The organism is Mesorhizobium sp. B2-5-3 (assembly GCF_006441005.1).
Lineage (GTDB): Bacteria > Pseudomonadota > Alphaproteobacteria > Rhizobiales > Rhizobiaceae > Mesorhizobium.
The window spans coordinates 115953-141824 of sequence record NZ_VFUS01000012.1; the positions used below are offsets into that span (position 1 = coordinate 115953).

17 protein-coding genes and 1 pseudogene are annotated in these 25872 nt (G+C 58.7%); 4 read left to right on the forward strand and 14 right to left on the reverse strand.

From position 1 onward, the window contains the following. Positions 1 to 16 precede the first annotated feature (16 nt). The 3 genes from FJ867_RS24035 to FJ867_RS24045 are packed head-to-tail and all read right to left on the reverse strand — an operon-like array spanning position 17 to position 2711. Complete coding sequence (locus FJ867_RS24035; protein WP_140498445.1) at positions 17 to 694, reverse strand: PIG-L deacetylase family protein; 678 nt, start codon at positions 692 to 694, stop codon at positions 17 to 19. Continuing rightward, positions 691 to 1353 carry a sugar transferase gene (locus tag FJ867_RS24040; protein ID WP_140513509.1) on the reverse strand — a complete coding sequence of 221 codons (663 nt, stop codon included), beginning with the start codon at positions 1351 to 1353 and terminating at the stop codon, positions 691 to 693. The genes FJ867_RS24035 and FJ867_RS24040 overlap by 4 nt, the downstream gene beginning before the upstream one ends. Further along, entirely contained in the window at positions 1350 to 2711 is a 1362-nt protein-coding gene (locus FJ867_RS24045; protein WP_140513511.1) for a polysaccharide biosynthesis/export family protein, read from the reverse strand. The genes FJ867_RS24040 and FJ867_RS24045 overlap by 4 nt, the downstream gene beginning before the upstream one ends. A gap of 143 nt (positions 2712 to 2854) precedes the next feature. Here FJ867_RS24045 and FJ867_RS24050 point away from each other — a divergent pair, with 143 nt between their 5' ends. Together FJ867_RS24050 and FJ867_RS24055 are read left to right on the forward strand one after the other, a co-directional pair. Further along, the gene (locus FJ867_RS24050) at positions 2855 to 4075 is read left to right on the forward strand and encodes a glycosyltransferase (protein WP_140498442.1); all 1221 of its coding nucleotides are present in this window, start codon (positions 2855 to 2857) and stop codon (positions 4073 to 4075) included. Positions 4076 to 4141: 66 nt separating this feature from the next. Continuing rightward, positions 4142 to 5272, forward strand: coding sequence for a glycosyltransferase family 4 protein (locus FJ867_RS24055; RefSeq protein ID WP_140498441.1), 1131 nt, complete (start codon positions 4142 to 4144; stop codon positions 5270 to 5272). Positions 5273 to 5308: 36 nt separating this feature from the next. Here the strand turns inward: FJ867_RS24055 and FJ867_RS24060 are convergent, their stop codons facing one another. Beyond that, positions 5309 to 7606 carry a polysaccharide biosynthesis tyrosine autokinase gene (locus tag FJ867_RS24060; protein ID WP_140581298.1) on the reverse strand — a complete coding sequence of 766 codons (2298 nt, stop codon included), beginning with the start codon at positions 7604 to 7606 and terminating at the stop codon, positions 5309 to 5311. A 277-nt stretch (positions 7607 to 7883) separates the two neighbouring features. Between FJ867_RS24060 and FJ867_RS24065 the strand changes: the two genes are divergently transcribed. Continuing rightward, entirely contained in the window at positions 7884 to 9224 is a 1341-nt protein-coding gene (locus tag FJ867_RS24065; RefSeq protein ID WP_181165376.1) for an O-antigen ligase family protein, read from the forward strand. Positions 9225 to 9329: 105 nt separating this feature from the next. On the opposite strand, the gene FJ867_RS24070 is transcribed toward FJ867_RS24065, so the two are convergent. Together FJ867_RS24070 and FJ867_RS24075 are read right to left on the reverse strand one after the other, a co-directional pair. Beyond that, positions 9330 to 10784 (reverse strand): hypothetical protein, encoded by a 1455-nt coding sequence (locus FJ867_RS24070; protein WP_140818782.1) that lies wholly within the window; start codon positions 10782 to 10784, stop codon positions 9330 to 9332. A 20-nt stretch (positions 10785 to 10804) separates the two neighbouring features. Next, positions 10805 to 12961, reverse strand: coding sequence for a nucleoside-diphosphate sugar epimerase/dehydratase (locus tag FJ867_RS24075; RefSeq protein WP_140633013.1), 2157 nt, complete (start codon positions 12959 to 12961; stop codon positions 10805 to 10807). 435 nt (positions 12962 to 13396) lie between these two features. On the opposite strand from FJ867_RS24075, the gene FJ867_RS24080 reads away from it, so the two are divergent. Next, positions 13397 to 14275: a sulfotransferase domain-containing protein gene (locus FJ867_RS24080; RefSeq protein WP_140633010.1), complete on the forward strand. Its 879-nt coding sequence runs from the start codon at positions 13397 to 13399 to the stop codon at positions 14273 to 14275. A gap of 98 nt (positions 14276 to 14373) precedes the next feature. On the opposite strand, the gene FJ867_RS24085 is transcribed toward FJ867_RS24080, so the two are convergent. The 8 genes and pseudogenes from FJ867_RS24085 to FJ867_RS24120 form a co-directional block, all read right to left on the reverse strand. Continuing rightward, complete coding sequence (locus FJ867_RS24085) at positions 14374 to 16572, reverse strand: acyltransferase family protein (RefSeq protein ID WP_140633006.1); 2199 nt, start codon at positions 16570 to 16572, stop codon at positions 14374 to 14376. A 50-nt stretch (positions 16573 to 16622) separates the two neighbouring features. Continuing rightward, positions 16623 to 16715: pseudogene (locus FJ867_RS29160) on the reverse strand (sulfotransferase); the annotation flags it as partial. A gap of 12 nt (positions 16716 to 16727) precedes the next feature. After that, complete coding sequence (locus FJ867_RS24095) at positions 16728 to 17945, reverse strand: glycosyltransferase family 4 protein (RefSeq protein WP_140818784.1); 1218 nt, start codon at positions 17943 to 17945, stop codon at positions 16728 to 16730. Between the two features lie 6 nt (positions 17946 to 17951). Then, a complete protein-coding gene (cysN, locus tag FJ867_RS24100; RefSeq protein ID WP_140513523.1) occupies positions 17952 to 19883 on the reverse strand; it encodes a sulfate adenylyltransferase subunit CysN in 1932 nt (643 codons plus the stop codon). After that, positions 19883 to 20878, reverse strand: coding sequence for a sulfate adenylyltransferase subunit CysD (cysD, locus tag FJ867_RS24105; RefSeq protein ID WP_224619688.1), 996 nt, complete (start codon positions 20876 to 20878; stop codon positions 19883 to 19885). The genes cysN and cysD overlap by 1 nt, the downstream gene beginning before the upstream one ends. Continuing rightward, a complete protein-coding gene (locus FJ867_RS24110; RefSeq protein ID WP_224519136.1) occupies positions 20879 to 22282 on the reverse strand; it encodes a lipopolysaccharide biosynthesis protein in 1404 nt (467 codons plus the stop codon). A gap of 288 nt (positions 22283 to 22570) precedes the next feature. Next, positions 22571 to 24391 carry a sugar transferase gene (locus FJ867_RS29410; protein WP_140513525.1) on the reverse strand — a complete coding sequence of 607 codons (1821 nt, stop codon included), beginning with the start codon at positions 24389 to 24391 and terminating at the stop codon, positions 22571 to 22573. A gap of 371 nt (positions 24392 to 24762) precedes the next feature. Then, entirely contained in the window at positions 24763 to 25866 is a 1104-nt protein-coding gene (locus tag FJ867_RS24120; protein ID WP_140498430.1) for a glycosyltransferase family 4 protein, read from the reverse strand. Positions 25867 to 25872: the final 6 nt, after the last annotated feature.

Genomic DNA, 25872 nt, shown 5'->3' on the forward strand with positions numbered 1-25872 from the left:
ATACTCCAGCTAGGATTCAAATGACGTTTCGCAGAAGGACAAAGGCCTCGGCCGCCCTCAGATGGGCGGCGGTGCCCCTGACGATCGCAAGCGCCCGCAAGGTTTCGATCGAACGCTCATGCGGGAAATCTCTGATCTGTGAGGCGAACATCGACGCAGCTTCGAGTTTGCGGTCCAGCGTCGATGCGATGTCTATGAAGACGTTCGGCACGAAGCTCGGCGTCACATAGGGGGCATTCCAGTTCGTTTCGGAGACGGTCTCGTAAGCCATGATCGTCCGCGGATATTGAGATTGGGTCGGGCGAGCCGCTACCAGCGATGACAGGAAGATCAGCTGGTGGTCCATGTGCACATCACCGACGAAAGGGATGAGCAACGTATCCGGCACGACATCCCGCAACAGGGTCAGCAGCGCCCTGTTGAGCGTCGCGTGCGGCGTCTCGGCGATCTGCGCAGCCGGCAGATCAAGCCAATGCGTCTGTTGCACGCCCAAACAGGCATGCGCCGCCTTGGCCTCGCTGCGAACCCGTTCCGTCATCTCCTCTGTGAAGGCGGGCGGGCTGCCTCGCGTAACCACTGCGACATGAACTTCTGCGCCTTGCGCAGCCATCCGGGCTATCGTGCCGCCACACCCCAAGACCTCATCATCAGGATGCGGTGCGATCACCAGAAGTCGACCGAGTGCTGGGTTCATGGCCGGACCGTCCCGGCGGGCATAGCCTTCAAAGCATGGTCGACATGGCGGCGGTCGACACGTTCGCCCAACAGTGCCACTTGGACAGTCAGAACCAGTATGTGCAGATCGAGCCACAGGCTGCGGTTGCGCACATACCAGAGGTCGAGCGCTAGCTTTTCGCTGTTGGTGAGGCGGGTATTGCCGTTCACCTGTGCCCATCCGGACAGGCCGGGGCGGACCGTGCCGCGAATACGCCCCAGCTCGCCGAATTCGGCGATGGTGGCCGGGAGCAACGGACGGGGCCCCATGAAGGCCATGTCCCCCCTGGCGATCGAGAGAAGCTGCGGCAGCTCATCGATGCGGACGGAGCGCATCAGCCGCGTGGCCGGCGTCTCACGCAAGGCGTCGGGGAGCAGCATGCCATTTCCGTCTCGCCCTTCGTGCATCGTACGAAACTTGCAGATCACGAACGGGCGACCTTCCAGCCCGCTGCGAGACTGGCGGAAAAACAATGGACGGCCGACACTAACCCAGACAATGGCAGCAGCCACGAGCCATAGCGGCAGGCTGAGAACCAAAAGGATCACCGCTGCGATACGGCTTGGTATGGCCCGGCCAAGCGGAACGCGCGCAGTCCAGCCGCCGGAACGTGCTGTTGGGGTGCTGAGGCCGATCATTGCGACGGTCCGACCTGGACGGAAGAGGTCGTCGCCAAGGCAGTGGCTGAACGGCTTGTCGTGTCCTGGGCGCTATCCAGGCGGTTTATTGACACAAGGATCGTATCTCCGGCCGCAACCGGATCGTCGAGGGTCGCCACCTTTGTGGCGGTCTGGCCATTTACCTTGCGGCGGATCTGGTAGGTGAACGTGATGGAGTTGTTGCTGCGTGTCTGCTCCGCGGCCAGCGAGCTCAACAGCAGGATCTGTTCCTCGGTCGATTCTCGAACCGCGATCAGGCGCTCGATTTCAGAGTTGTGGGCCTGGAGATCCGTCAACGCCGTGTGTGTCCAGGTCTGGGTGGCGTCATCCAGGTCGCGCTGCAACTGGCTCAATTCGCGGCGCACCGTTGATGCCTGATTGTAGATTTCAAGCAGATGGGATTGCTGCGTGGTCGCTTCGCGCTCGGCGTTCGAGAGGTCTGTGATTGTGACGAGACCTTTCTTGTTAAGGCCCCTGATGCGATCGAGATCCGCCTGTGCCGAAGCGATCACTGTCTTTTGTATGTCCGAAAGCTGTTGAACATTGGCGAGGGCAACATTCACTTCTTCGATCCCCGCCGAGAGCTGCTTGCGACGTGTCGTCAGCGCATGTTGATCTGCTTCAAGGATGCGCTGCTCGGTAGGAAGCAGCGTCGCGAGCAGGTTGGCGTTCATGAGGCCCTTGATCTTGGCAGGCAGATCCAGTTCCGAGATCTTGTCGCTGTTTGCCAATTGGGCCTTGATGCGCGCAGCGGCGACCGCCTCCTTGGCGATCTCCACCACGCTTTCATCAAGAGCTCCGCGCAACCGGGCGCGTGTTACGACGCGATCCTCCGCCGTGGCTCCCCCGGTCGACTGGCCGCCCGCAAGCGCCACCGCCTGCTCCACGTTCAGTGCCGGCTGGTAAGGAAACGAGCCCGGCGCCTTTACATCCCCAAGGACGAAGATCGGGCGGAAGCTCACCACCGCAAGAGCTATATGCGGGTCATTGAAGAGTTCACGCTCGATGAATGCCTTACGGATACGACTCAAGGCGTCGGGCACCGTCAGGCCGCCGACTTCAAAGCTGCCGATCAGCGGAATGTTGATCGCGCCATCGCTGGCGACCGTGAGTTGTTCGGCGGGAAGCGCGTCGTCGATGAAGTCAAACGACACCACATCGCCGACCGAAACCTTGTAGTCATCGTCCGCCGCGGCCCAGGCATCAAGCTGGGAAATCAGAATCGCTGCAACCGCAAGGATCGCAATACTGGCGGATCCCAGTGCTTTCGCAAGGAATGTACTGGTCCACGCGCCTGTCGATCGCCTGCTCCGCGCCGCATTGCAATAAGATGCCATGGAAGCCCACCATAGAATTTTCCTGCAAAGACCCTAGCGACACCTGCGCGAGGACAATGAGTCATACCTTTGGTGGAGCGGTGACAACCTTCGGTCTGGTTCCCACCTAATTTGGCTAACTGGATGTCGACTGCAACCAACGTATGGTGCGGCTGGATACTGTCGGACGATTGAATGCTTCCTCAGGGCGGAGCGTTGCAGACAGCTGGGAAGCTTGCGTGCACACAAGTGTTCTTCACACCATTACCAGTCTCGACGTCGGCGGCGCTCAGGTCATGCTTGCCCGTTTTCTTGGCCAGGTCGACCAAAATCGCTTCTCGACTTCAGTTCTGTCCCTGCTTTCACCCGGTCCGGTGGCTGCAAACGTAGAATATACAAGATCGGGGCTCGTTTCGCTCGACATGACGGAACGGCCGCGACCGCGCGATGTCGTTCGGCTGACGCGGTCGATAAGACGGGCGGCCCCTGATCTTCTTCACGGATGGATGTATCACGGCAACGTCGCGGCAACGCTCGGCTCGATGCTAGGGCTCAATTTCTCGCCGGTCATCTGGAGCATCCATCACACGGTTCGAGATCTCGCCGACGAGAAACCATTGACGCGCCAATTGATACGGCTCTCGGCCCGCCTGTCGAGGCGCACCAGCGCGATCTCATATTGCTCGCGCGTCGCCGCCGATGATCACGAGCGCCTGGGCTTTGATCCGCGCCGGAGGGTGGTTATCCCGAACGGGACGGATTGCGATCAATTTTCCCCCTCGGCCGACGCCGGTGCGAAGCTGCGCCGCCTGTTCGGCTTGCCGCCCGGACGGCTGATGATCGGCCATGTGGCACGCTTCCATCCCATGAAGGACCAGGTTAGCCTGGTCCGCGCCATCAGCCGGCTCCTGGAACAGGGATACGACGTTCAGGGCATATTTATCGGGGAGGGACATGCCGACGGCCCGGTGCGGCGCACCGCCCGTGAGCTCGGCATAGACGACCGCATTACCACGCCGGGCATCCGCGCTGACATCGCCGACCTCATGCCGGGCTTCGACGTCTACGCGCTTTGCTCGGCTTGGGGCGAGGCATTTTCCCTTGCCGTAGGCGAGGCGATGGCCAGCGGCGTGCCGGCGGTGGTTACCGCGGTCGGCGACTCCGGCTGGCTGGTCGGCGACAGCGGCGTGGTCGTTCCACCGGGAGATAGTGAAGCTCTGGCCGCCGGATTGATCAGGCTTGTCAGCCTTGAACCGGCCGAGCGCCGCGCCTTGGGTCAACAAGCGCGTCGTCGCGTCATGGAGAACTTCTCGCTTTCCCTTTACGTCGGCAGGCACCTGGAACTCTACGAAGCAGCTCTAGGGCGTCGTCGCCATATCCGATAGGAGCGGCTGGTGGTTGCTGTGCACATGAATGGTCGAGATTCTCCTCGCGCCCCTGTGGACTATGCGATGCGCCGCAAGCGCATCGTCGTCATTGCGAGCCTGACGCGTTCGCTTGTCAACTTTCGTCTCGAATTGTTGAAGGCCATGGTCGCTGCGGGGCATGATGTCATTGCGCTCGCCCCCGATGAAGATGAGCGGGCGATCGCCGGGCTCAAGGCAATTGGCGTGACCTTCCGACAGATTCCGATGGCCAGGACGGGTACCAGTCCGCTGGCCGATTTGCGAACGCTCAAGGCGCTTTACAAGCTCATCCGCGGCTTGGCGCCCGAAATCGTCCTGGCGTATACGATGAAGCCGATCATCTATGGTGGATTGGCTGCCCGCCTTGCCCGTGTACCGCGCCGGTTTGCGCTCTTTACAGGCTTCGGCTTCATATTCAGCGGCAGCATGACGGGACTGCGCGCAACCATCTTGCGCCGGTTGAGTATTGGTCTCTACCGCTCGGCTCTGGTCGGCTGCGAAGCAGTTTTCGCTTACAATGACGCCGACGCTTCCGACATCCGGCGCCATGGGATGGTTTCTGCGACGACGCCAGTGATCATGATCCCAGGTTCAGGAGTGGACCTGACACTGTTTGCCGCAAGCCCCCCACCTTCAGGGCCTCCCGTCTTCCTTCTGATCGCTCGCTTGCTTCGCGAAAAGGGAATTGCCGAGTTTGCTGCCGCCGCGCGTATCCTGAAGACCAAGTATCGCGCTGCACGCTTTCAGATTCTCGGGCCCTTCGATCCCAGTCCCCTCTCCATCTCGAAAGCCGAAATGGACCAGTGGACCAAGGAAGGCGCCGTTGAATATCTCGGCGAAACACACGACGTCGGTCCCTATTTGACCGCGTCCACCGTGTTCGTGTTGCCGTCCTATTACAGGGAGGGCATTCCCCGCAGCGCGCTGGAAGCCTTGTCGACCGGTCGGCCGATAATCACGACCAACGCCCCTGGCTGTCAAGAAACGGTGATCGAGGGCGAGAACGGTTTCCGGGTCGAGCCGCGAGACGTGGAAGCTCTCGCCTCGGCGCAGCGGGCTTTTCTCGAGGATGAGGAACTCGCTGCAAAAATGGGCGCCAACTCAAGAAAGCTCGCGGAAGACCGGTTCGATGTTCACAAGGTGAACCAAACCCTGCTCGAGGCGATGGGGATATAGTCGGCCGCGCCTGATCGGCCGCGCGGCCGATGGCGGTCAAGCGGGAAAATAACGACGAATCTGCTGCCGTTTCAAATAGGCTTTCCGCAGGGCACCACGGGCCTGTCGGAAGGGGTCGACGCGGTTGAACACCCAGCCGATCGATGGACCGCCGGCGAACCGCAGGCGCTCGACAACCTGGGAGAGAGCCTCTTGCGTGGTGTTGTCGCACGCGGCCACGACCACGACGGTATCCACCGAGGCGGCAATCCTGATTGCGTCTTCGACGACGAGCACAGGCGGCGCGTCGATGATCACCACGTCGTATTCGAGCCGGAACGCCTCCAGCAATTTCGCGAATTGGCTGGAATTGAGGAATTCAGGCAAGGTCTGGTCGTCGGCAGATGGCGCCAGCACATCCAGTCGCGGAACTTCAGGAAGCGTCTGAACGATCTCTGCCAGGGTGCAACCACCATGTAGGTAGTCGTTGAGTGTCTTGTCGGCGGGCCCAAACTGCATGGCGCTATGGATGCTGCGGGTTCGCAAATCCAGATCAATCAGCGCTGTCAGGGCGCCGTCCATTCCAGCTGCCACGGCGAGGCCCATGGCCGTCGTTGTCTTGCCTTCCTGTGGTAGTCCTGAGCTGACCAGGATCACCTGTTTGCTCCGGCCACCGTTCATCCGGGTGCAGGCCATGTACAGCGACCGGAAGGCATCGGAGAAGGCCGACCGTGGTTGCGACAACAAGGTTTCAAGAGGAGGCGTGGCGCGTTGCAGGAATTTCTTGGGCAGTTGCGGAATCGACGCCAGCAGTGGCGCACGGATAAGCTTCGATACCCGTTGTGACTCGCGTATTCTCACATCCATGCTTTCAAGCGTCAGCACAAGGATCAGGGCTAGGATCAGCGACGCGGCGAAACCGCCTGCCGTCATCAGACGAAGTTTGGGAAAGGAAGGGCTCGTCGGAATCTCGGCAGCGGAAACCGTCCGCACGCCGGGCTCGACCGCCTCGGAAAACGGATCGAGGCTGCCAAGCCTGCCTGATACGAGGTCGTAGAGCTTCTGCTCGGTCGACAATTGGTTGTTCAGTTCCCGAAGCTTCGCTTCCGCCAGGCTCCTTTGCCGTAGTTGCTCGTTGGACTCCTCCAAAGTCTTGGCGAGTTGGTTGACCCTGCCTTCGTTGACGCGGACGTCGTTTTCCAAGATTGCGATCGTACGCAGCATCTCCTGAGAGATCATCGCGCGGACGGCCGCTACTTTTGCATCCGCCTCCTGGACCAGGGGATGATTGCGCCCGTAGTTGCTGGCCAGTTGCGCGCGATCCCTCATCGCCGTCGCTTCGTCGTTGCGCAGGGATGTCAGGAAGTCCGATGAGAGCAGGGGATCGACGTTGGCGCCCGCGTCGCCGGTCTTGGCCGCCAGCCTGACCTGGGCGAGGCGCGCCTGCGCTTGCGTGTATTCACCTCTGGCGGTGCTGAGTTGCTCGTTGCTTTGCTGGATCGAGGCGCGCAGCAGATCATCGCGTGGATCGCTGGATACGCCGTGTTCTCGCGCATATTGGGCGATCTGGCCTTCTATGGCGGCTATCCGTGACGCAAGCTCCGTCGATTGCTGCCTCAGAAAGCTAACGGCGTCCTTGATGTCCTGCCGCTTGTTGTCCCGGGACCATTCCACGAACAGTTTGGCCGTCGCATTGGCTATCAGGGCCGCCCTCGACGCGTCGTCATTGAAAAAGGAGATCGTCATCGCCGAGCTCTCTCCGGACCGGTCAACCGAAACGCTCGACAGATACGATGAAATCGCCCGATCTTGCTGAACCCCCTTCGATGGCAGCGACGCGGGATCCTGCGGGTCGGCGCCGGCGACAAGGCTCCATAGCGCTCGCGGTATCGAGACGATCAAGCCGACGGCCTGTGACAGCAGTCCAGGGCCCGAATCCGAAGGGGAAGCTCGGCTCGCGGCTGGTTTCAGATAGGTGTTGAAGTCCGGGTCCTTGATGAGGTCCAGTCTGTCGACGACCAGGCTGGCAAAGACACGAGAGGTGATCAGATCCGCCTCGGTGTCCATTCGCGACTTGTCGGGCTGTTGATTAGGCTGCGCTTGTGCGGTGTCGAGAGGATTGGGATCGTCGGATTCGACAACGATCATCGAGCGAGCGGTGTACGTCTTGGGAAGTTCCACGGCCGTGATGAGCGCGAGAGCGGTGCCGGTAGTCACGACCGCAAGGATCAAGGGGAGGCGCCTTCGGAAAAGCGTGTAGAGCTCGCGCGGGCCGAAAGTGCGTTCCTTCGACGGCTCGATCGGCTCTTGAAGAAATGGTTCCAGACGGCTCCACACGCTGTTGTCGTCTATCAAGCTCACAGATCCCGCCCCTTTTTTTGTCTTCGACTGGTCCAAGCCGGCCCTGCCACATCGGACCTGGAGGCTACCCAACATCGAATTCGCGACTTACCGCGACGACAGTTTTAACATGGTTGCGCGGCCGCAATCGCGCTCAAGAGGCTTAGCCGCAAAGGCGACATCATCCAAAAGGATAGCGTAACCGGCCCGGGCCCTATCTTGGCAGATAGGCTGAACTGCAGGCCCAATGAGGGCTGGCGAAAAGGACTCTCAAGCAGATTCAGGAGTGAGGATGAACTACGCCAGGGCTCCTCGCCATTATTGGACAAGGCCCGGCCCCAAACCGGCCGTCACATCGTTGCCAGAGGTAGCCGGGAGACTCGGGCTCTGGTTCGCCGTGGCGTCCGTCTTTCTCACGCCCTTCAATATTCTTCGGTTTGATGCATTCTATTTTACCATCAGCGACGGCTTCGCTCTCGCGGCCGTATTCGCAGCCATACTCGGGAAATCCTTTTCGATCTCTCCCTTGGGCGCGGGGACTTTTCTATGGAATATCGGCATCGCCCTACTATGCGGGATGCTGCTGCTAAGCAGTCTGATCCACGGAGATCCGCAGCGAGGCTTCATCATCTCGGCGCAATATCTGTACGCTTACTTTCTCCTGGCCTTCATGATCGTGTCGAGGCCCTGGGCGGAAATCGTTCTCTTGATGAAATCATTTCTTTGCTCGATCGCCGTGATGTGTCTGCAGGGGATAGTGATAATCGACATCCTCAAGCAACGCGGCACCGTCTTTGTCAGCGGCAATGGTCGTTTCCAGGGTTGGGTGGAACGCGAGAATGAGTGCGCAACGCTGATAGCGCTCTCTGTCCCGCTAATGTTGTGGCTGGTGGCGTCAGGTTGCATAAGGCCTCGCTGGCTTTGGGTCGGACTGCCGCTTTTTGGTTATGGCATTATTTTGACAGGATCCAATACCGGCCTGATCGGCCTTGTCTTTGCGGTCACCATCTTCGTAGTCGCGACGGGCTCGTGGCGCCGCATCATTTCTTTAGCGGTGACCTCGCTCGCCGCATTCTTCATTGCCGTTACCTGGGGCCGCGACTTCTTGCCCGAGGTCTTCCAACACCGCGTGCTGAATGCGCTGCAGAATGGTGACCTCGATGAGGCTGGCACGTTTGCAGACCGTATGCGGCTCATCCATGAGGCCATTGGCAAAGCGGACAATAATTCACTGCTTGGTATCGGTGCCGACCAGTATCGGCAGGTCAGCGAATTGCACGCCCCGGTCCACAACACCTACCTCCTCATATGGGTCGAGGCAGGGCTGCCCGGATTCATCGGTTTTCTGCTCCTGCTCGTGGCAGGCATCACCATCGCCATCCTTGCCGCTCGGAGTCGTGAAGGCAAGGTATCCGCCATTTGCACGGCGACGACAGTTCTCCTCTTCGCGGCGCTGGCAAATGCGCTACCACATCTTTACAGTCGTTTCTTTCTCGTGCCTCTGCTGCTTGGAATGGCGCCCAGTGTTGCGATTTTGCGCGACGGCCCAGCTTCAAGAACGGTCACGCGCTTTCTTCGCGGTACTCGCTCCAAGTACGGTCGTTCGCGGCCTTTCCTACGCAGGCCGATCTAAGGGGCCCACCAGCCGAGCTTTCCAGCTCCTACAAAGGCTAAAATCGGCGCACCCGGAAGATCTGGTCAGGGTCTCCCCATGGCAAGAGCGAGCGATATATAGAAGCTATTTCGCCGGCTCTGATGCTTGCGCGGAGATGAAACGAGCGAGGGCGAACACGCCCTCGACGAAGTCTTCTCCCTCGATAAACCGGCCCTCAACCCAGCGTCCCTGGGTATCCTGACTGTCGACGAGCTGACGCACCTTTGAATTCAGTTCGCCAGCACTCAACTCATCCGCGGCACTGATCCACAGTCGTTGACGTGAAACTCTCTGCCCCCGCGTTGCACTCTCGAGCCGAGCGAACACCGGCTCGATCTCTGCACCGGTTTTCATGCCGTAGTGTTTCAGGAGGTCCATGTCGTCGAACGTCACTTGGCCGCGCTCATCGATGTAAAGCGGCCGGTTGGTGTTGAGTTCGTAGAAACGTGCCCAACTGCCGTCGGACAGGCGCGCCGCCTGTAGCCAGGTGGCTGCAGTCGTCGCCGCGTGCAGCAACCGCGCATCCCTGTTTTGCTCGTTCAACTCGATCAGGTAATCGATGTTGCCGGCGGTTTCGCGCGAGACGACCGCTGGCGGCTCAAACCTGCGTCCCCAAACCGGCTGCATGGAACGATCGTAACCCTGAGCCCAGCCCTGTTGTGGCGCGGGCAACTGGGCTGCAAGGAGAAAATCACCGACCTTCTCCGCCGTCTTGAGATATGCGGGATCGTGATATGTGCGGTAGGCGTTGAGAAAGAGACGACCCATATCGCGGGGAAGATTGTCATTGATGATGAAATAGGGCGGACGATCAGGCTTCTGCCACTCGTGAGACCAACTGGCCGGAATACTCGCCTTGGCCGCAGCCTTTACATCCGCCCCAGGCGCGGCTCCCTTGAAGAATACCGGGAAGGCCCCATTCGGGTATTGCACCCGCATCAATCGATGAAGCGCCCTGTCGATGCAGGAACGGACGTCCGGATCCGAACCGCCGCTCGCCAGGTCGAACCACATCAGAAAATTCAGCACGCTCTGTGTGTTGTTGTCATCGAGGACAGTCTCGTTGCGTTGCGGATTGTCCTTGATATCGCGACAGGTATTCCCGCCCAACTTCAGTGCGCGGTAGCACCATGTCGCCGCCTTTTGCGGGTCGGTCTCGATCTTGTAAAACCATCCGCCGGACTCCAGCTGAGTCTTGACCAGAGCGGTTGCCACGACCTGGGCAGACTGAAGCCATTGCTTGTCGCCGGTAACCTCGAAAATGCGCAGGAACGCAGCGCCGACAGCCGGCGTACCAGGCGGCTGCACCCAGCCAACGCTCGCGGGCACGGTACCGCCCTCGCCCACCCTCTTTTGGCCGTCGAGGGAATATTTCCATACATAAGTTCCCGCTACACCGAGATGATCGCGGAAATAGGCCCCGGCAGCCTCGACCGCCTTCCGTGCCTCGGCCACTGTCGGCTGAGGTTGAGGCGCCCCGGCCAGTGCAGTGCCGCACGACAGCGCAACAAACAGAGCCGAGGCAATATGCCTTAGCACGGCAGCGCTCCCGCTGGGCCTCAAGCGGCCGCCTCGTGTGGACGCGTGGTTGCCTTGGCTGAACCGAGGATCACATGAGGCACGAATGGCGCCGTCACCGCCGCCGCAGGCTTGGCTTCCTCTCTGCGGTAACTGGGAAGCATATCCGCAACAAGATTTAACACTCCCTCAGTGTCGCCGGCCCTCGCCAAGCGACGCAATTGCGAAAATCCCTTGCGAAGCGTGTCAAGCGGCATCGCGTTGGGCACGGCGCCCAAGACTCCGGAAATCGGAACGTCGACACGTCTTTCGCTTTCGTCGAAGAGTTCCTCGAACAGCTTTTCTCCCGGCCGGCAGCCGACAATCTTGATCTTGATGTCCTCATCCGGCCGAAATCCCGCGAGCTTGATCATGCGGCGCGCCATGTCGATGATCTTGATTGGCGCACCCATGTCGAGAACGAAGATTTCGCCCTGTCCGAGTTTTTTCTCCAGACCATGGGCCGATGCCTGCAAGGTCAGTTCAACCGCCTCGCGTATTGTCATGAAGAAGCGCTTCATCTCCATGTCGGTCACGGTCAGCGGACCGCCGTGGGCGAGTTGGCGCTTGAACAGCGGGATCAGCGACCCGCTTGAACCCAGAACATTGCCGAAACGAACGGTCATGAAGCGGACGGGGGTATCGCCGGCGGTGAAGGCGAGGTCCAGGGACTGGCAGTAGAGTTCCGCAAGGCGCTTGGTCGCGCCCATGACACTGGTCGTGTTCACAACCTTGTCGGTGGATATCTGGACCATTGCCTTGGCGCCGCAAAGGCGGGTCGCTTCTGCCACGTTCATAGTACCGATGACGTTGGTAAGAATGCCCTCACAGGGATTCAACTCGACCATCGGCACATGTTTGAGCGCCGCCGCGTGGAAGACCAGGTCAACGCGATGGCGTCGGAAAATCTCGCCCAGGCGAACAGGGTCGCGTACGTCGCAGATATATGGCTTCCGGCGCACATTAGGGAATTTCTCCGCCAATTCCAGATCGATGGCGTACAGATTGTACTCGCTGTTATCGATCAGGACCACTTCGGTGGGGCCGAGCGCGGCAATCTGCTGCGTGAGCTCTCCGCCGATCGAGCCTCCGGCGCCGGTGACGACGATGCGCCTGTTTTCGATCATTCGGGACAACGCATCTTTATCAAGAACCGCCTGCGGCCTCTCCAGAAGGTCGGTAAGTTCGATGGGGCGCAAGTCGAAGCGACTCTGATATTTAGGATTGCGCAGTTCCAGGACCGGGGCGGGGCGAGAGACAGCGATGCCCAGACGGTCGGCCCGGTCGATCAGCGCTTCAAGCATCGGGTCGACGAGGCCAGGCACCCTTTCGGTGAAAATCACGTGGCGGGGCTTGATGCCGCGACCTTCCAGATCGCCGATGACCATGTCGAAGTCTTCGATGCTGCCCAGAACCGGCACGCCGCGCAGGAAATAGCCCTCTGTCGTTGCGCCATTATCGAGCACGCCGACCGGCCAATGGCGTGCATTCGGATCCCGCTGCAGCGCGCGAATATAAAGATCGGCCGCATCGCCTGCACCGATCAGCAGCACAGGGACCACGTCGCGTCCGTTTTTCGCTCTGTTCGCAGTCGGACCAAAGCGGCTTAGCTCAACGAGCTTGGAGCGGATGCGAACTGAAATAAGCAGCGGCACGAGCAACAGAAACTGGATCACTATCACCGAGCGCGGGATCGAATCGAGCCGTGTAGCCACAAACATCAGGAACACGAAGGCCAGCGATGTGACGAATGCCGCGCGAACGATACCGAGCATGTCGCCGACAGAAGCATATCGCCAGTTGCGGGTGTAGAGGCAAGTCACCGGGAAGACCACGGCGCATGTAAGCAGGAAGCAAGGGAGTGCGAAGAGCAACGAAGCGTGGCTTTCCGGACCGGTGAATTCTCCATCAAGGCCCAATCGCATGAATGAAGCAAACGACAGTGCCGCCAGCGCCAGGGCCAGATCGATGATGTAGAGATGAAGGTTCTTGCCAACGGCCTTGGCGCGCCCGGTCACCCGCCGGCGCAAGTAAGACAGCACATGAACAATCGTCCGCGGTTTGCTGACGAGACGGCCGAGAGCGATCGCAGTGGCCAGCAAAAGGGATTGGCCTCCCAGTGGACTGATTGCCTCAAACGGCTGATCTGACTGGCTCATTCTAGACCTCGACAAAGCTTAGCCGCCGCGCCCCAAGAGAGCGCGTCAAGAGATGCGGCTGTTTGAACTCGCAGGCACAAATCCGTGCCTGCCAGTCCCTTGCTCAATCAAGAACAGGTTGGCCTGCAATCGTTCGGATTCGAGGCTACGATCTTATCGCTGCTATGGGGCGCTTTACCCGCTTTCTAAGCAACACATGCTTTTGTGCATGGGGGGCTATCGGAACTGCAAGCGGACTTTGCCGCGTTAATCCAAAGAGGTACTCCCATCAGTCCGGGCCAGCCAGCTAGCTAGGTCTCGCTGCACCGACGCAATGGCTTACAATGGCGGAGATTAAAATGGTCGCTTGAGTTTCGGTCCGGCGGTCCCGTCTTCGGGCACTTCATTGTTGACGCCGCCAATGCGCCAAACTCACGCTAGCAGAGGAAGCTTTCTATGCTCGGACAGTTGAAGAACAATCTTCGCGACGCTACCTTTTTCCTTGGCGAAGCCGTCGTTCCAAAGAAAATACGCTACTCGGGTCCCCTGGGAGCGTTGCGTCGCCAGATGATCTTTTGGTCGCGAGACTCCTTTGTGCTTTCATACCCGAAATGCGGTAGAACGTGGCTGCGCACCATGGTTGGCCGCGTCATCGACAAACACTACGGCCTTAACCTGCAGAATCCGATGGAAATCCAGCATTTCTGGAAGATCTCGTCGAACATCCCCTGCATTGGCTTTTCTCACGACGACAGCCCAAACCTTAAGCGTCCCAGCGAAATCCAGGCCGATAAGTCAAAATATTCAGGAAAAAAGATCCTATTTCTGGTTCGGGATCCGAGAGACGTGCTTGTTTCATATTATTTCGACGCAACGCACCGAATGAAGGTGTTTGACGGAACGATCAGTGAGTTTCTTGCCCAGGATGTCGGCAGCATTGATTCCATCATAGCGTTCTACAACGCTTGGGCGCACAACCGCGATAAGGTGAAGGCATTTCAAATGCTGTCCTACGAACATATGCGCCAAGCTCCAAAATCGGCGCTTCGCACGGCGCTAGATTTTCTGGGCATTCAGGGCGTGCCGGAGATGATCCTCGATGAGGCGACAACCTTTGGCTCTTTCGAGAATTTGCGAAAGATCGAAATGGCAGACGCTTTCGGCCACGAAAGAATGCGCCCGACGGACCAGTCGAATCCCGACAGTTTTAAGGTGCGCCGGGGCAAAATTGGCGGTTATGTCGACTATTTCAACAGAGACGAGATCGCTTACATGGATGAGAGAATTTCCAGCTCTTTGGACCCGTATTTCGAAATATACCACCGCAAGGCATAGCGTCGAGCTCTACTGCAAGGGGAAGCCTTGTCGCTTCCGTGCTGGGACGTCGCATAAGACTTCCCGGTCGAAAAAGTCCACGGCTCTTCCTTCGCCTGTCATCGGTCATTTCCCCACCGTGCTTTGATGGCGTCCATGATCAAAACGTTAAGCTTGGACGCGCCGGTCTCGCTGAGATGGTTATCGTCCCGATAAAAAATCTGAGAGCCTCGATTGGCGAAACAGCGCTGTTGATCGCAGAAGGCCTTCTCCGGATACACACGCACGAGATTTGGATCGGATCCGACATTATCGTATAATGCGTATGTCCGTTGCGTTCGCCGGCGGAAATCCCCGTAGGAAACCGAAATCGGGTCCGCCTGCATATAAGCTGCAGGATCGTTCTGGCGTCTGGCCCGCATGAGAAGCACCTGCGGGACGTTCCAACCCATCTCCGGGACAGGATAGACTAAGACAACTTTCACCCCGCGCTCCAGAAGTGTGTTTATGGTGCGGGAAATGGCCGTGGCGACTGCAGCCGGATCGGCGGGCCCGGTTTCACCCAGCTTGGCCAAATGCGGGTGATCGTCGCCCGGCTCGATTCCCCCCTCGCCATTGTTGTAACGGCTCTGCTCCACGAGAATGGGGAGACGCCACAAGAGCACGGCTATCGGTCGCTTCAGCCTGCCTACGTAGTCGAGCCTCTTGTCATTGTAGTCGCCTGGACAACCCGGTTGGTCCACGTCAACCCTTTGCAGACCGAGGAGAAATACGCAGCCGCCTCGATTGAGCGGTGTGAACGAGGCGATATCTCGGTAGTCATCGAGGCTGTCTCGCATCGGACCAAGCAGAGTGCGAGCGTGAGAGTCACCTAAACTAACAAGAGCATAGCCCTCGGGATTCGAGCCATGAAAGGTACAAGGGCCCTGTTCAGGCGCAAAGTTGAGACAGCTCTTCCCGTTCTGAAAGATCTGAGCCTCGCGAATATCGGATGCAGCGGCAATCGGGGCCAGGCCGTCCGCAAAACGGCTTGGCATGCCATTTTGGACATACCAGTAGTATCCGCCGCCGCTGAGTAACACGGCCCCTAGTGAGGCAATCAGCCATATAACGTGCTTGCTGGTTCGCTTTCTGCTACGGGTCGGAATCTCGACGAAGCGGTAAGTCGCAATGGCAAGTATAATTGACATCAAAATCCAAAAAAATACCATCATACCACCGACAGAATCGGTTGCGCTCATTCTGCCGAAAGCAAATATCGGCTGATGCCAAAGATAGAGGGAATATGATATCAGACCGACAAATACAAACGGTTGGGAGGAAAGCGCTCGTGTAATGGGATCGCCGTGTCCTGTATACCAGATAAGCAATGCCGTTCCTGCAACCGGGATCAGCGTCACAAGTCCCGGGTGGTGCCACTGCGGCCGCATCAGCGGCACCGCGCAGATCAGGAGCGCCAAACCGACCGCAGGCGCGACTCGCGAAGAGCGCATCGACACAAGCCGGCCGCCAGTCAATTCACGTCTTGCCAGAAACACCCCCAACCCTAGTTCCCAGATTCGGGGTGGCAGTAGAAAAAAAGATGCGTCCGGGAAATGCCGCGTCATCCACTCCGCAAGAATGAACGAAACGACGAGCCCAATGCACAGGATGGCTGTTAAAAATTTCCGAGAAAATTTCCACACCAGTAGAAGAAAGCAAGGGAAGATCACGTAGAACTGTTCTTCGACCCCCAAGCTCCAGGTGTGAATTAGTGGACGAAAAAGATTGTCGGCTGCGTCATAGCTCGCAACATGCCAGAAATATAGATTGGAGGCTGAAAACACGGTTGCCAAAAGGCTCGCCGAATAGTCTCTAAAGGCACTCGGCAGCATATATAGCCAAGCGAAGGGGATCGTTACTGCTAAGACGGTATACAGCGCAGGTAGGATCCGTCTCGCGCGACGCTCGTAAAAATTGGCGAACGAGAAAGTCCCATCCATGACTTCCCGCTGTACAATCGAGCCAATCAGATAGCCGCTAATAACAAAAAAGACATCAACGCCAATAAAACCGCCCGCAAAGGGGTCAAGGCCCGCGACGCGAAGCCCTGAATGGTAGAGGATCACCAGAACGACTGCGATCGCCCTCAGGCCGTCAATTTCGCGGCGATATCCAACTTGACCGGCCGGGGTCGTGGCCACGATCCCACTCTGGGCAGCTCCCGTGTCTTGGTTCGCATTGCGAGCAGGATGATGGGCTTCGTACGGCAGACCTCGATCAATGCCGGGGGAACCATATGTCAATGGCGCAGCTGACTTTTCGTGAAACTCACTCATGTCAAAGGAGGCCCTTCCCTTGGATGCGTCTATCAGGATGCCGGCGTGCTGACGCTCGGATCGGCCTGAAGCTGCTGCTGCAGCCAGGTCGTTGTGCTTTTTGCGGCTCCGATGACAAGGAAATCGATGTGCTCTACCCGCATTGCGAAAATCCTTTAACCGCCGATTTCGCTGGTTAGGTCGGTCGCCAAGCCGGCTTTGCGGGAGCAAAGCGCCCTGTCATAGATCTTCATGACATTTTCGACATGGCGGTGCGTGCTGTAGGAGAAGAAGGCGTGGTCGCGGGCTGCATCGCTGATCCGGGCCCAGAGCGGCGGATTGGACAGCAACCGCGATAGCGGCTCCATGAAGGCCCCGGCGTCTTCCGGTGTGACCAGAAATCCGGTCCGCCCGTTCTCGATAGCTTCCGGATTGCCGCCATGATCGGTTGCAACCACCGGCGTCCCAAGAAACATCGCCTCGATAAGGGTTCGGCCGAAGGGCTCTCCCATGGCGGGAACCACCAGAACATCCGTTGCCGCGAGGAAAGGTTCGATCGGGTTGCGAAAACCCATGAAGCGCACCGTTTGGCCGAGCCCGCGCTCGGCGCAGCGCACGCGGGCGGCCGCTTCAAGATCTTGCGAGCCCGCGGGTGAATTCCCGAACACGCAGCCGACGACCGGGATTTGCGGATGCTCCCGCACGAAACGATCAAGGATATCGATGAAGAGGAGCGGCCGCTTTCGTTCGATCAGCCCGCCGATGAAGCTCAGGACGCGTGTTCCTGGTGCAAGGCCTAGCTCGTCCAGAAGTGTGGCCTTGGCCGCGATCCTGTCAGGCACAGTCGACGGATGGTCGAAGGGACTATGGATGACGCTGAGCCGTCCCTTGAGGGATCTGATCGGATGCCGCGGTCGCGAAAATCGAGACACCGTCACCATGCGATGCGCGATGAGCGGCGCAAGCGCGTTAGCGCCCTTGGCGTCGGGGTCGCCGCGATGATGCCAAACCAGCCGAGCACCTGCCAGTCTCGCCGCAATGCCCCAATTCACATGCGTCCTGCCGTCATTGGTGTGAACGATATCGAACTTCTGCTCCTTGATGAAACGCCGCATGCGCGGAAGCGTACTGGTCAGATAGGTCATGACATCGCCGGGGATTGTTCCCTTTCCAGGCGAAGTCGTCGGCAGCGGAAAACCCGTGAAGGGCTGGCCCTCCATTTGCAGAAAGGCCGCCAGAGGCCCGGCCGTTTCCTGAAGCACCAGAACCGGAACGACCTTCGATGTATCGAGGTTCTGGATGAGCTTGAGCGCCGAGATGTGGCTTCCACCGACATCATCACCGATAAATGGAAAGCAAACCCGTATCGGCCCTTGGCTAGCTCCTCCAACCATCGCCTGTTACCCGGTCGCGGTTCCGAGGTAGCTGCCTCGTTCAAGGTAGCTGACGATCACTTCCGCGGCCTCCTCGGCGCTCAGATCCGGCGTAACGGTGATCTGTGGCGCTTCCGGGCGCTCATAGGGACTGCCGATGCCCGTGAAATTCTGGATCAACCCATTTCGGGCGCGTCGATAAAGGCCCTTCGGGTCGCGGCTTTCAGCGACCTCCAGTGGTGTGTCGATGAAGATCTCGATAAACTGCCCTGGGCCGAAGAGGTCGCGCGCCATCCGCCGCTCCGCCTGGAATGGCGAAATGAATGAAGTGAGCGCTATCAGCCCCGCGTCGACCATCAGCTTGGCGGCCTCGGCGACGCGACGAATGTTCTCCACGCGATCCGCGTCGGTAAAGCCGAGATCTCGATTCAAGCCATGGCGAACATTGTCGCCGTCCAGAAGGTAGGTGTGCCTGCCGATCGCATGGAGGCGCTTCTCCACGAGATTCGCGATCGTCGACTTTCCGGAGCCCGACAGGCCTGTGAACCACAGCACCACGGGCTTTTGACCTTTGGCGATCGCCCGCGCATTCATGTCGACATCCAGTGCTTGCCAATGGACGTTGTTCGCCCTGCGCAGACTGAAGTCGATCATTCCGGCACCGACCGTGTGGTTGTTGATCCGGTCGATGACGATGAACGCGCCGGTTTCGTGCACGTTGGAGAACGGGTCGAAGGCGAGCGGTGCCTGTGTCGTCAAGTTGACGAAGCCGACGTCGTTCTTCTCGAGGGTTTTTGCTGCCAGTTTTGCAAAATTATTGATGTCAACCCGGTGTTTTATCTGCGTAACGCTCGCACCCACCACGCTGGTGGCGAGCTTGATCAGATACGGGCGGCCGGGGATCAATGGATCCTCGTGCATCCAGAGCAGATGGGCCGCAAACTGGTCTGACACTTCCGGGCGCTCCGCCGCCCCCGCCAGGACGTCGCCGCGAGAAACGTCGATCTCGTCTTCGAGCGTCAGCGTGACAGCCTCGCCGGCCGCTGCCTCCGACAGGTCTCCGTCCTGGGTGACGATGCGCTTGACCAGGCTCGTCACGCCGGATCGTGCCACGACCACACGGTCTCCCGGCCGGATCACGCCGGCGGCGATGGTGCCGGCAAACCCGCGAAAGTCGAGGTTCGGGCGATTGACCCATTGCACCGGCATCCGGAAAGGCGCGCTACGGCGGTCTCGTTCCACCTCGACGGTTTCCAGATGCTCGATGAGCGTCGGGCCCCGATACCAGGGCAGGTTCTCGCCTTTCGAAAGAACATTGTCGCCATAACGCGCCGACAGCGGGATGGCATCCAGAGACGCGAAGCCAAGCGGTTCCGCGAAGCTTCGATAGGTCGCCTCGATCTCGTCGAATACCGTTTGCGAATAATCGACCAGGTCGATTTTGTTGACCGCAAGGACGACATGCCGGATTCCGAGCAGCGAAACGATGAAGGAATGTCGGCGTGTCTGGGTCAGAATGCCCTGCCGCGCATCGACAAGAATGATCGCCAGGTCGGCATTGGATGCGCCAGTAGCCATGTTGCGGGTGTATTGCTCATGGCCGGGCGTGTCGGCGACTATGAATTTGCGCCGTTCCGTGGCGAAGAAACGATAGGCCACGTCGATCGTAATGCCCTGTTCGCGCTCGCTGGCCAGACCGTCGACCAGAAGGGCGAAGTCGAGATCGCCGCCGGTTGTGCCGTGGCGTTGGGAATCGCGGGTAAGTGTGGCAAGCTGGTCTTCCATCAGCAGCTTCGTGTCGTAGAGCAGCCTGCCGATCAGCGTCGACTTGCCGTCGTCCACGCTGCCGCATGTCAAAAATCGCAGCAGGCTCTTCTTCTCGTGGACAGCAAGATATTGCGAAGTGATCTCGTCTATCGAAGAAGATTCGAGTTCCGCGGTTTGAGCAAAACCCAGCATCAGAAGTACCCCTCGCGCTTTTTCTTTTCCATCGAGGTTGCCTCGTCATGGTCGATCAGCCGACCTGATCGCTCGGAGGTCCTCACGACAAGCATTTCCTGGAGCACTTCGGGAACAGACGCGGCAGTGCTTTCAGTGGCCGCGGTGAGGGGATAGCAGCCAAGCGTGCGGAAGCGTACCGAGCGCATTTCGGGGGATTCGCCTGGGCGGAGCGGCAGACGATCGTCGTCCACCATGATCAACTGTCCGTCGCGCTCCACCACGGGGCGTTTGGCCGCGAAATACAGCGAGACGATGGGGATGTTCTCCCTCATGATGTACTGCCATATGTCGGTTTCGGTCCAGTTCGAGAGAGGAAAGACCCGGACGGACTCCCCTGGTTTCAGCCGGCCGTTGTAGAGGTTCCATAGTTCCGGGCGCTGGTTCTTTGGATCCCAGCCATGGCTATCGCTGCGCAGCGAAAACACCCGTTCTTTCGCGCGGCTCTTTTCCTCGTCGCGCCGCGCGCCGCCGAAAGCGGCGTCGAAGCCGAGCGAGGTCAGTGCCGATTTCAGCGCCTCCGTCTTCATGATCTGCGTGTAGGTCGACGAGCCATGTGTAAATGGCGTGATCCCTTCGGCCAGGCCGGCCTCGTTGCGACGCACCAGCAGCTTCAGGCCAAGCCGCGCGACAGTCTCGTCGCGGAAACGGATCATTTCTTTGAATTTCCACGTCGTGTCGATGTGGAGAAGGGGGAACGGCAGTTGCGACGGATAGAAGGCCTTCATCGCGAGATGGAGCATTACGGCCGAGTCCTTGCCCACCGAATACAACATCACCGGGTTGCGCAGTTCGGCGACGACCTCGCGAATGATATGGATTGATTCAGCCTCGAGTCGTTGCAGATGTGTGAGCCACGAAGGAGAGGAAGGCGAGCGCCGCTGCGCTGCAGGCAAAGTGACCAGGGCTTGAGGTGCCTGGGCTTGAGGCGCAAGAGCTTGAGGTGCAAGAGACATCTAGATCGCCTTTGAAGGGGCAAGACTTGCTTGGTTGAGAGCGTCCGCCGGCGGGGTTTGCCGGTCGGGATGATGGGCGGTCTTGAGCGCCTGTCGCAACGAAAGCGCCAGGCCGAAGGCCCACAGAATGCCCAGGACGATATGGGCAATATTGCCCCCCATCGCGCCGATCCGCGGGATGAGCAGGAGGGCCGTCACGTGGAAGGCGGCTGTGGCAACGACAACAATGCGCAACACCTCACGTTGCCGGCCCATGGCAAGCAGCGCCGAGCGGGCGGCTGAGCCCGAAAGCACGAACGTGACCGCCACCATCTGCACGATGACGAGGCTGGCTGCGCCTATGAACTCCGGTCCCGCGGTCCAGGCGAGCAGCGGCCGGATGAGCACCGCCACGACCAGGACGCAAATGACGCCAAAGCAGAGCAGCATGGCTTCGGTCTGAAAGATCACCCGCTTGAATTCCTCGATGCTGCCTTTTGCCCAAAGGCGGGCGACATCGGGATAGAGAACGTTTTGCACCTGCGGGCCTACTTGCTGGCCGACGCGGCCTATACGCTTGGCGATCTGGTACAAGCCAGCCGAGGCCGGGTCGGCTAGCCATCCCACCAGCAGCGTATCGAGTTCTTGCGCGCTCGCGCGCAAGGTGAGTGAGATGTTCGACGACCACGCGAAATTCCAGATGCCAGGGAAGCGGCGTGTGATGCCGGCCAAAGGCGCGCCCAGGACATTGTGGACACCCTGCCTGTGTAGCGCGCGCATGGTCAGCGTCAGGAGCGCCAGGGAGCCGAGGATCTGCGTTCCGGCCCAAACCGCCGTGAAGTAAGCGAGATCGCCGTTGAGCAGCACGCCGAGCAGACACAGCAATACGCGCAGAACAGCGTTGAGCAGCTGCCCATAGGCGAGGAGGCGAAAGTTGCCGGCCATGCGTTGGACAGCCACGGGGACGCCGGAAATCTGAAATAGCAGAACGCTGGAGTAGAGAACAAGAAGATGCACGATTTGCGTCGACCAACCGAAAACCGGCGCAATGAGAAGGGCCGCGCCAATGGCGACGACCCAGGCGCTGACAGCGGCGCCGACATCGATAAGCAGGCCGAACTTCATGAGGACGCGCAAATTCTCGTGGCCCTCGGATGCGTTCATGCCGGCTGCGTATTTGATAATTGGCTGCCACGACTGGAAGCTGACAACGCGCTCGACGACCCTTGTGAACGCGATGATCAATGCAAGCTCACCATAGTTCGTCACGCCAAGCGCTCGTGCTGAAAGCGTAAAGGCTACAAGCGCCAGCAATGAGCCAAGAAAATTGCCGGTCAGAAGGTGTGCGATATTGGCCAGGCGCGTGCGGCCCGCACTCTTGCGCCTGGCAGCTTGCAGCACCCGTCGAGCCAGTCTTCCGATCATCGCAACCGTAGCCAAAGTCGCCCCGCTCATTCTTGATCGGCAGTACGCGTCCCTTGGTCGTTCTCCGGGATTGTTTCTGCCGATGCATCCATCATCGGCAGAAACCAGAAAGCCGCCACGACCAAGTTTGGTCCTGTCGCAACCCCAATAAGCTAGGACCTGATCGCCGCTACGACCGATGGCCTACCCCATTAGCGGTAGCAGCTTCATGGCCGTTTTATCGCTAAATATATGCGGAACAAAAAAGTAGAACTATAAGACATACCGAACTAATAAAGAGAAAATTGCCTAGATATTTGGCTTTGTAAATTTAAATAAAAGCAAACGGCTCCATATCCTATTAATCTCCTCGGGATGAAGCACGACATATATGGTGCGCCTCTTTCGCTGTTGGTCGAGGATTGATCTAAGGTTGGATCCGGTAAGAGATATGCCGAAATCCGACGGGCCCGAATAGGCTTGGCCGAGCATGCGATCCAGCATCAACTCTCCCAAGGCCGGAGTGTAACGCGCAGAGCTCCAGTACCACCGCATCGTCTGATGACGATCGCCCGGATCCGGAATGTCTTCCATTGTAACGGAGTTATAGCCGCTAAAATCCCACAGTTTCACTTCAGACGTGGCTGTCTTGGATGCGTTGACCTGACTTACGGTATACGTCAGATCCACACGCCAGCGGTCGTAAACCGGGAGTAGCCCCATGGCCCTGAGTGCTTCCATCTGACGAGCATGTATCGGCGAAATGAAGAGCGTGACGTCTACTCCAGCGGCGGTGAGACGATCCAGCAGGTCATGCAACAGGCCGATTCTGGTGATGTCATAATCGAAGCTGCCGGGAGACGAAAACTCCGCCATCAACCGATTCAGCCTCTGGTCGGACACCTGTCTGTAGCTGTAATTATGTGCCAACATGATCTGGTGAAAACCGTCTTCCTTGTCGGTCTCCCGAAATCCAATGCTGTTGGCGTGCACCGTCCGCAAAGCGTCGATAAAGCTTTCGGGGGAGAACAGGGACCGCGCATAAACGATAGGCATTGGAACTCCGGCAAAGCCGGACTCCGGAAAATCTTGGGTTTCCGTTCGGTCCGCCTCAAACATGGAGAAATCGAGATTGACGATCATCCGGCGGGGTGCGCCGTGAGCCAGGGCGAACATGCCAATGTCATAGAGTTCGACCATGCTCGCATGCGGAACCGCGGCATTGTAGGCCTTCAGCCTAGCTAGGCTCGGTCCGGCGGGATCAAGCCCGACGCGCGCCCGCGAGCCGCCGAGGATCAAAGTGTCGTAGTCGGTGAGCCATAGACGTAGTGAGCGCTCGGCTGTCGTACCGATCGAAAGGCGATGTGTCTTTTCGGCATTGAAATCAGGAATCTCCAGATGATGGTTGATCCCATATGGATCGACAACAAAAACGAAAGCGGCAGTCCCAAGTTCTAGCAGAATACCGATGGCTGCAACCCTTGCGGCCAACCGTGGCAGGCGCGATCCAGACGTCCTCAACGGCCCGCCCGACTGCAAAACCTGCGAGCCCATGAACTCGGGCATGGTGGCGTGTCCCGCGGCGCTGATCCCCTCTCGGGTGAAGATCTTGTAAAAGGTCAGGCAGAGAATTTTTAGGTCAAGTGCGAAGGTCCGGTGATCGACATACCAGACGTCCAGGACGAAGCGGTTCTCCCAATCAAGTGCGTTGCGGCCGTTCACCTGCGCCAAACCTGTGATGCCGGGAATGACTTGGTGACGACGCGCCTGCTCAGGGCTATAGCGGGGGAGATACTCCATCAAGAGGGGACGAGGCCCGACGAGGCTCATCTCACCCCGCAATACATTGATCAATTCGGGCAGCTCATCAAGGCTGCTTGCGCGCAGAAAGCTGCCAAAGCCAGTCAGCCTGTCAGCATCGGGAAGCAGCCGGCCATGACGATCCCGACGATCGGTCATCGTTCTGAACTTGATTATCTTGAATGGTTTCCCGTGCAGGCCGGGACGTTCCTGGCGGAAAAAAACAGGCCGCCCAAGAAGCAGCGCGACTGCTATTGAAAGCACCGCGATGAAGGGCGACATCAGCAGCAGAAGGCAGGCGGCACCGAGCAGGTCGAACGTGCGTTTCATGAGCGATGCTCCTTTCATCAGCATGCCTGCCGCGGCTCGCTGATACGTCCTCTGGCCAACCGCAAGGCTTCGTAGTGGTCAAAAGCCAGGCCACGCCACGGGACACAATCTCGAAAGTCTACATGTAGCCTTGTGTCTTGAGACCGATCCCAATCAGGGACGATGTGCGGGCATTGCCTTCGCGCGACAGGTCGCCGCTTTTAGTTACATTGGCTGTAAAGTGCGCCTATCAAAGATCATTCTCCGGATGAACATCAGGATATGTGCGCCAGATTTGAAAACGCTCGAGGTGTTCTTGTCCGGCATTGGATATTTTTCATTCGTAGATCGCGAACCTGAATAACTGAGTTCGTGATCGATTGCCTTCATTTTCAGAATTTCGTCAAAGCGGAGTCCCATTTTTCCGCAATCTGCTGCATTGAGAACCGATCGATCGTTTTCCGGGCCGATCTACCCATTTTGTGGCGAAGAGCATTGTTTCGCATCAGGCATGCCATCGCGGATGCCAACTCGGCAACATCGTCGACTGGTACCAGCAGACCCGAAACGCCTGGTTCGATGATTTCGGATGGACCGAAATCGCAGTCCGTTGCGACGACGGGCAGGCCTGCCGCCATCGCCTCGATCAGCACGTTGGGAAAGCCTTCGTAGCGTGACGGCAGGACAAAGAGGGAGGCGTCGCGCGCCCATTCGCCCGGACGCTCGGTAATGCCGGCAAGCTTTACCCTGTCCTCCAAATCCAACGCATCGATCTGACGTTGAAGAAGAACCCGATCAGGTCCCTCGCCGAAGATTGTCAACGCCCATGCCGGAAATTCGCTGGCGACTTTAGCAAACGCCTTTATCAGCGTGTCGAAGCCTTTCTGTTCCACCAGGCGTCCGACGGCGACCAGGCGAAACATCTCATTGCCATGGTCTTTGTAGGCATCGGTCGCCTCGCACGGATTTCCGATGACCTCGCAAGGATTTCCGATAACGTGGGCTTTTTTTCTGAGCGTATCCGGAAGCGTCTTGACAATCGCATCAGTCTGCATGACGAGCCGATCCGCCTGCCGGAGTATAATGCCAGAAACGAGCCGCCAAGCGGCGTGTTTTTTCTGCGCTTTGGGATTGTTTCTTTCCGAGATAATAACCCGGATGCCAAGATTTCTCGCCGCCAGCAGGCAAAGAATATTAATCTTTGTTAGAAATGAAACGATCAGAGTGGGCTGAAGCTGCTTGAATTCCGCGCGCAACACGACCACGCGCCGCAAGCTGCGGACAAATCCGAGTTTCGAAAGCCGCGAAGCTCCATCCTCTACAAGTCTGTGGACGGTGACCTTCGGGTGCAGGGCAAAATAGCTCTTGTCTTGCTCTCCCACGAAAGCAAATAGATGGACTTCATCTCCGCGCCTGCATCGATCTGCGGCAAGCAGACTGACGACGCGCTCCGTCCCTCCTGCACCCAGGCCCGCCTGCACAATCGCAAGTCGCATTTACTC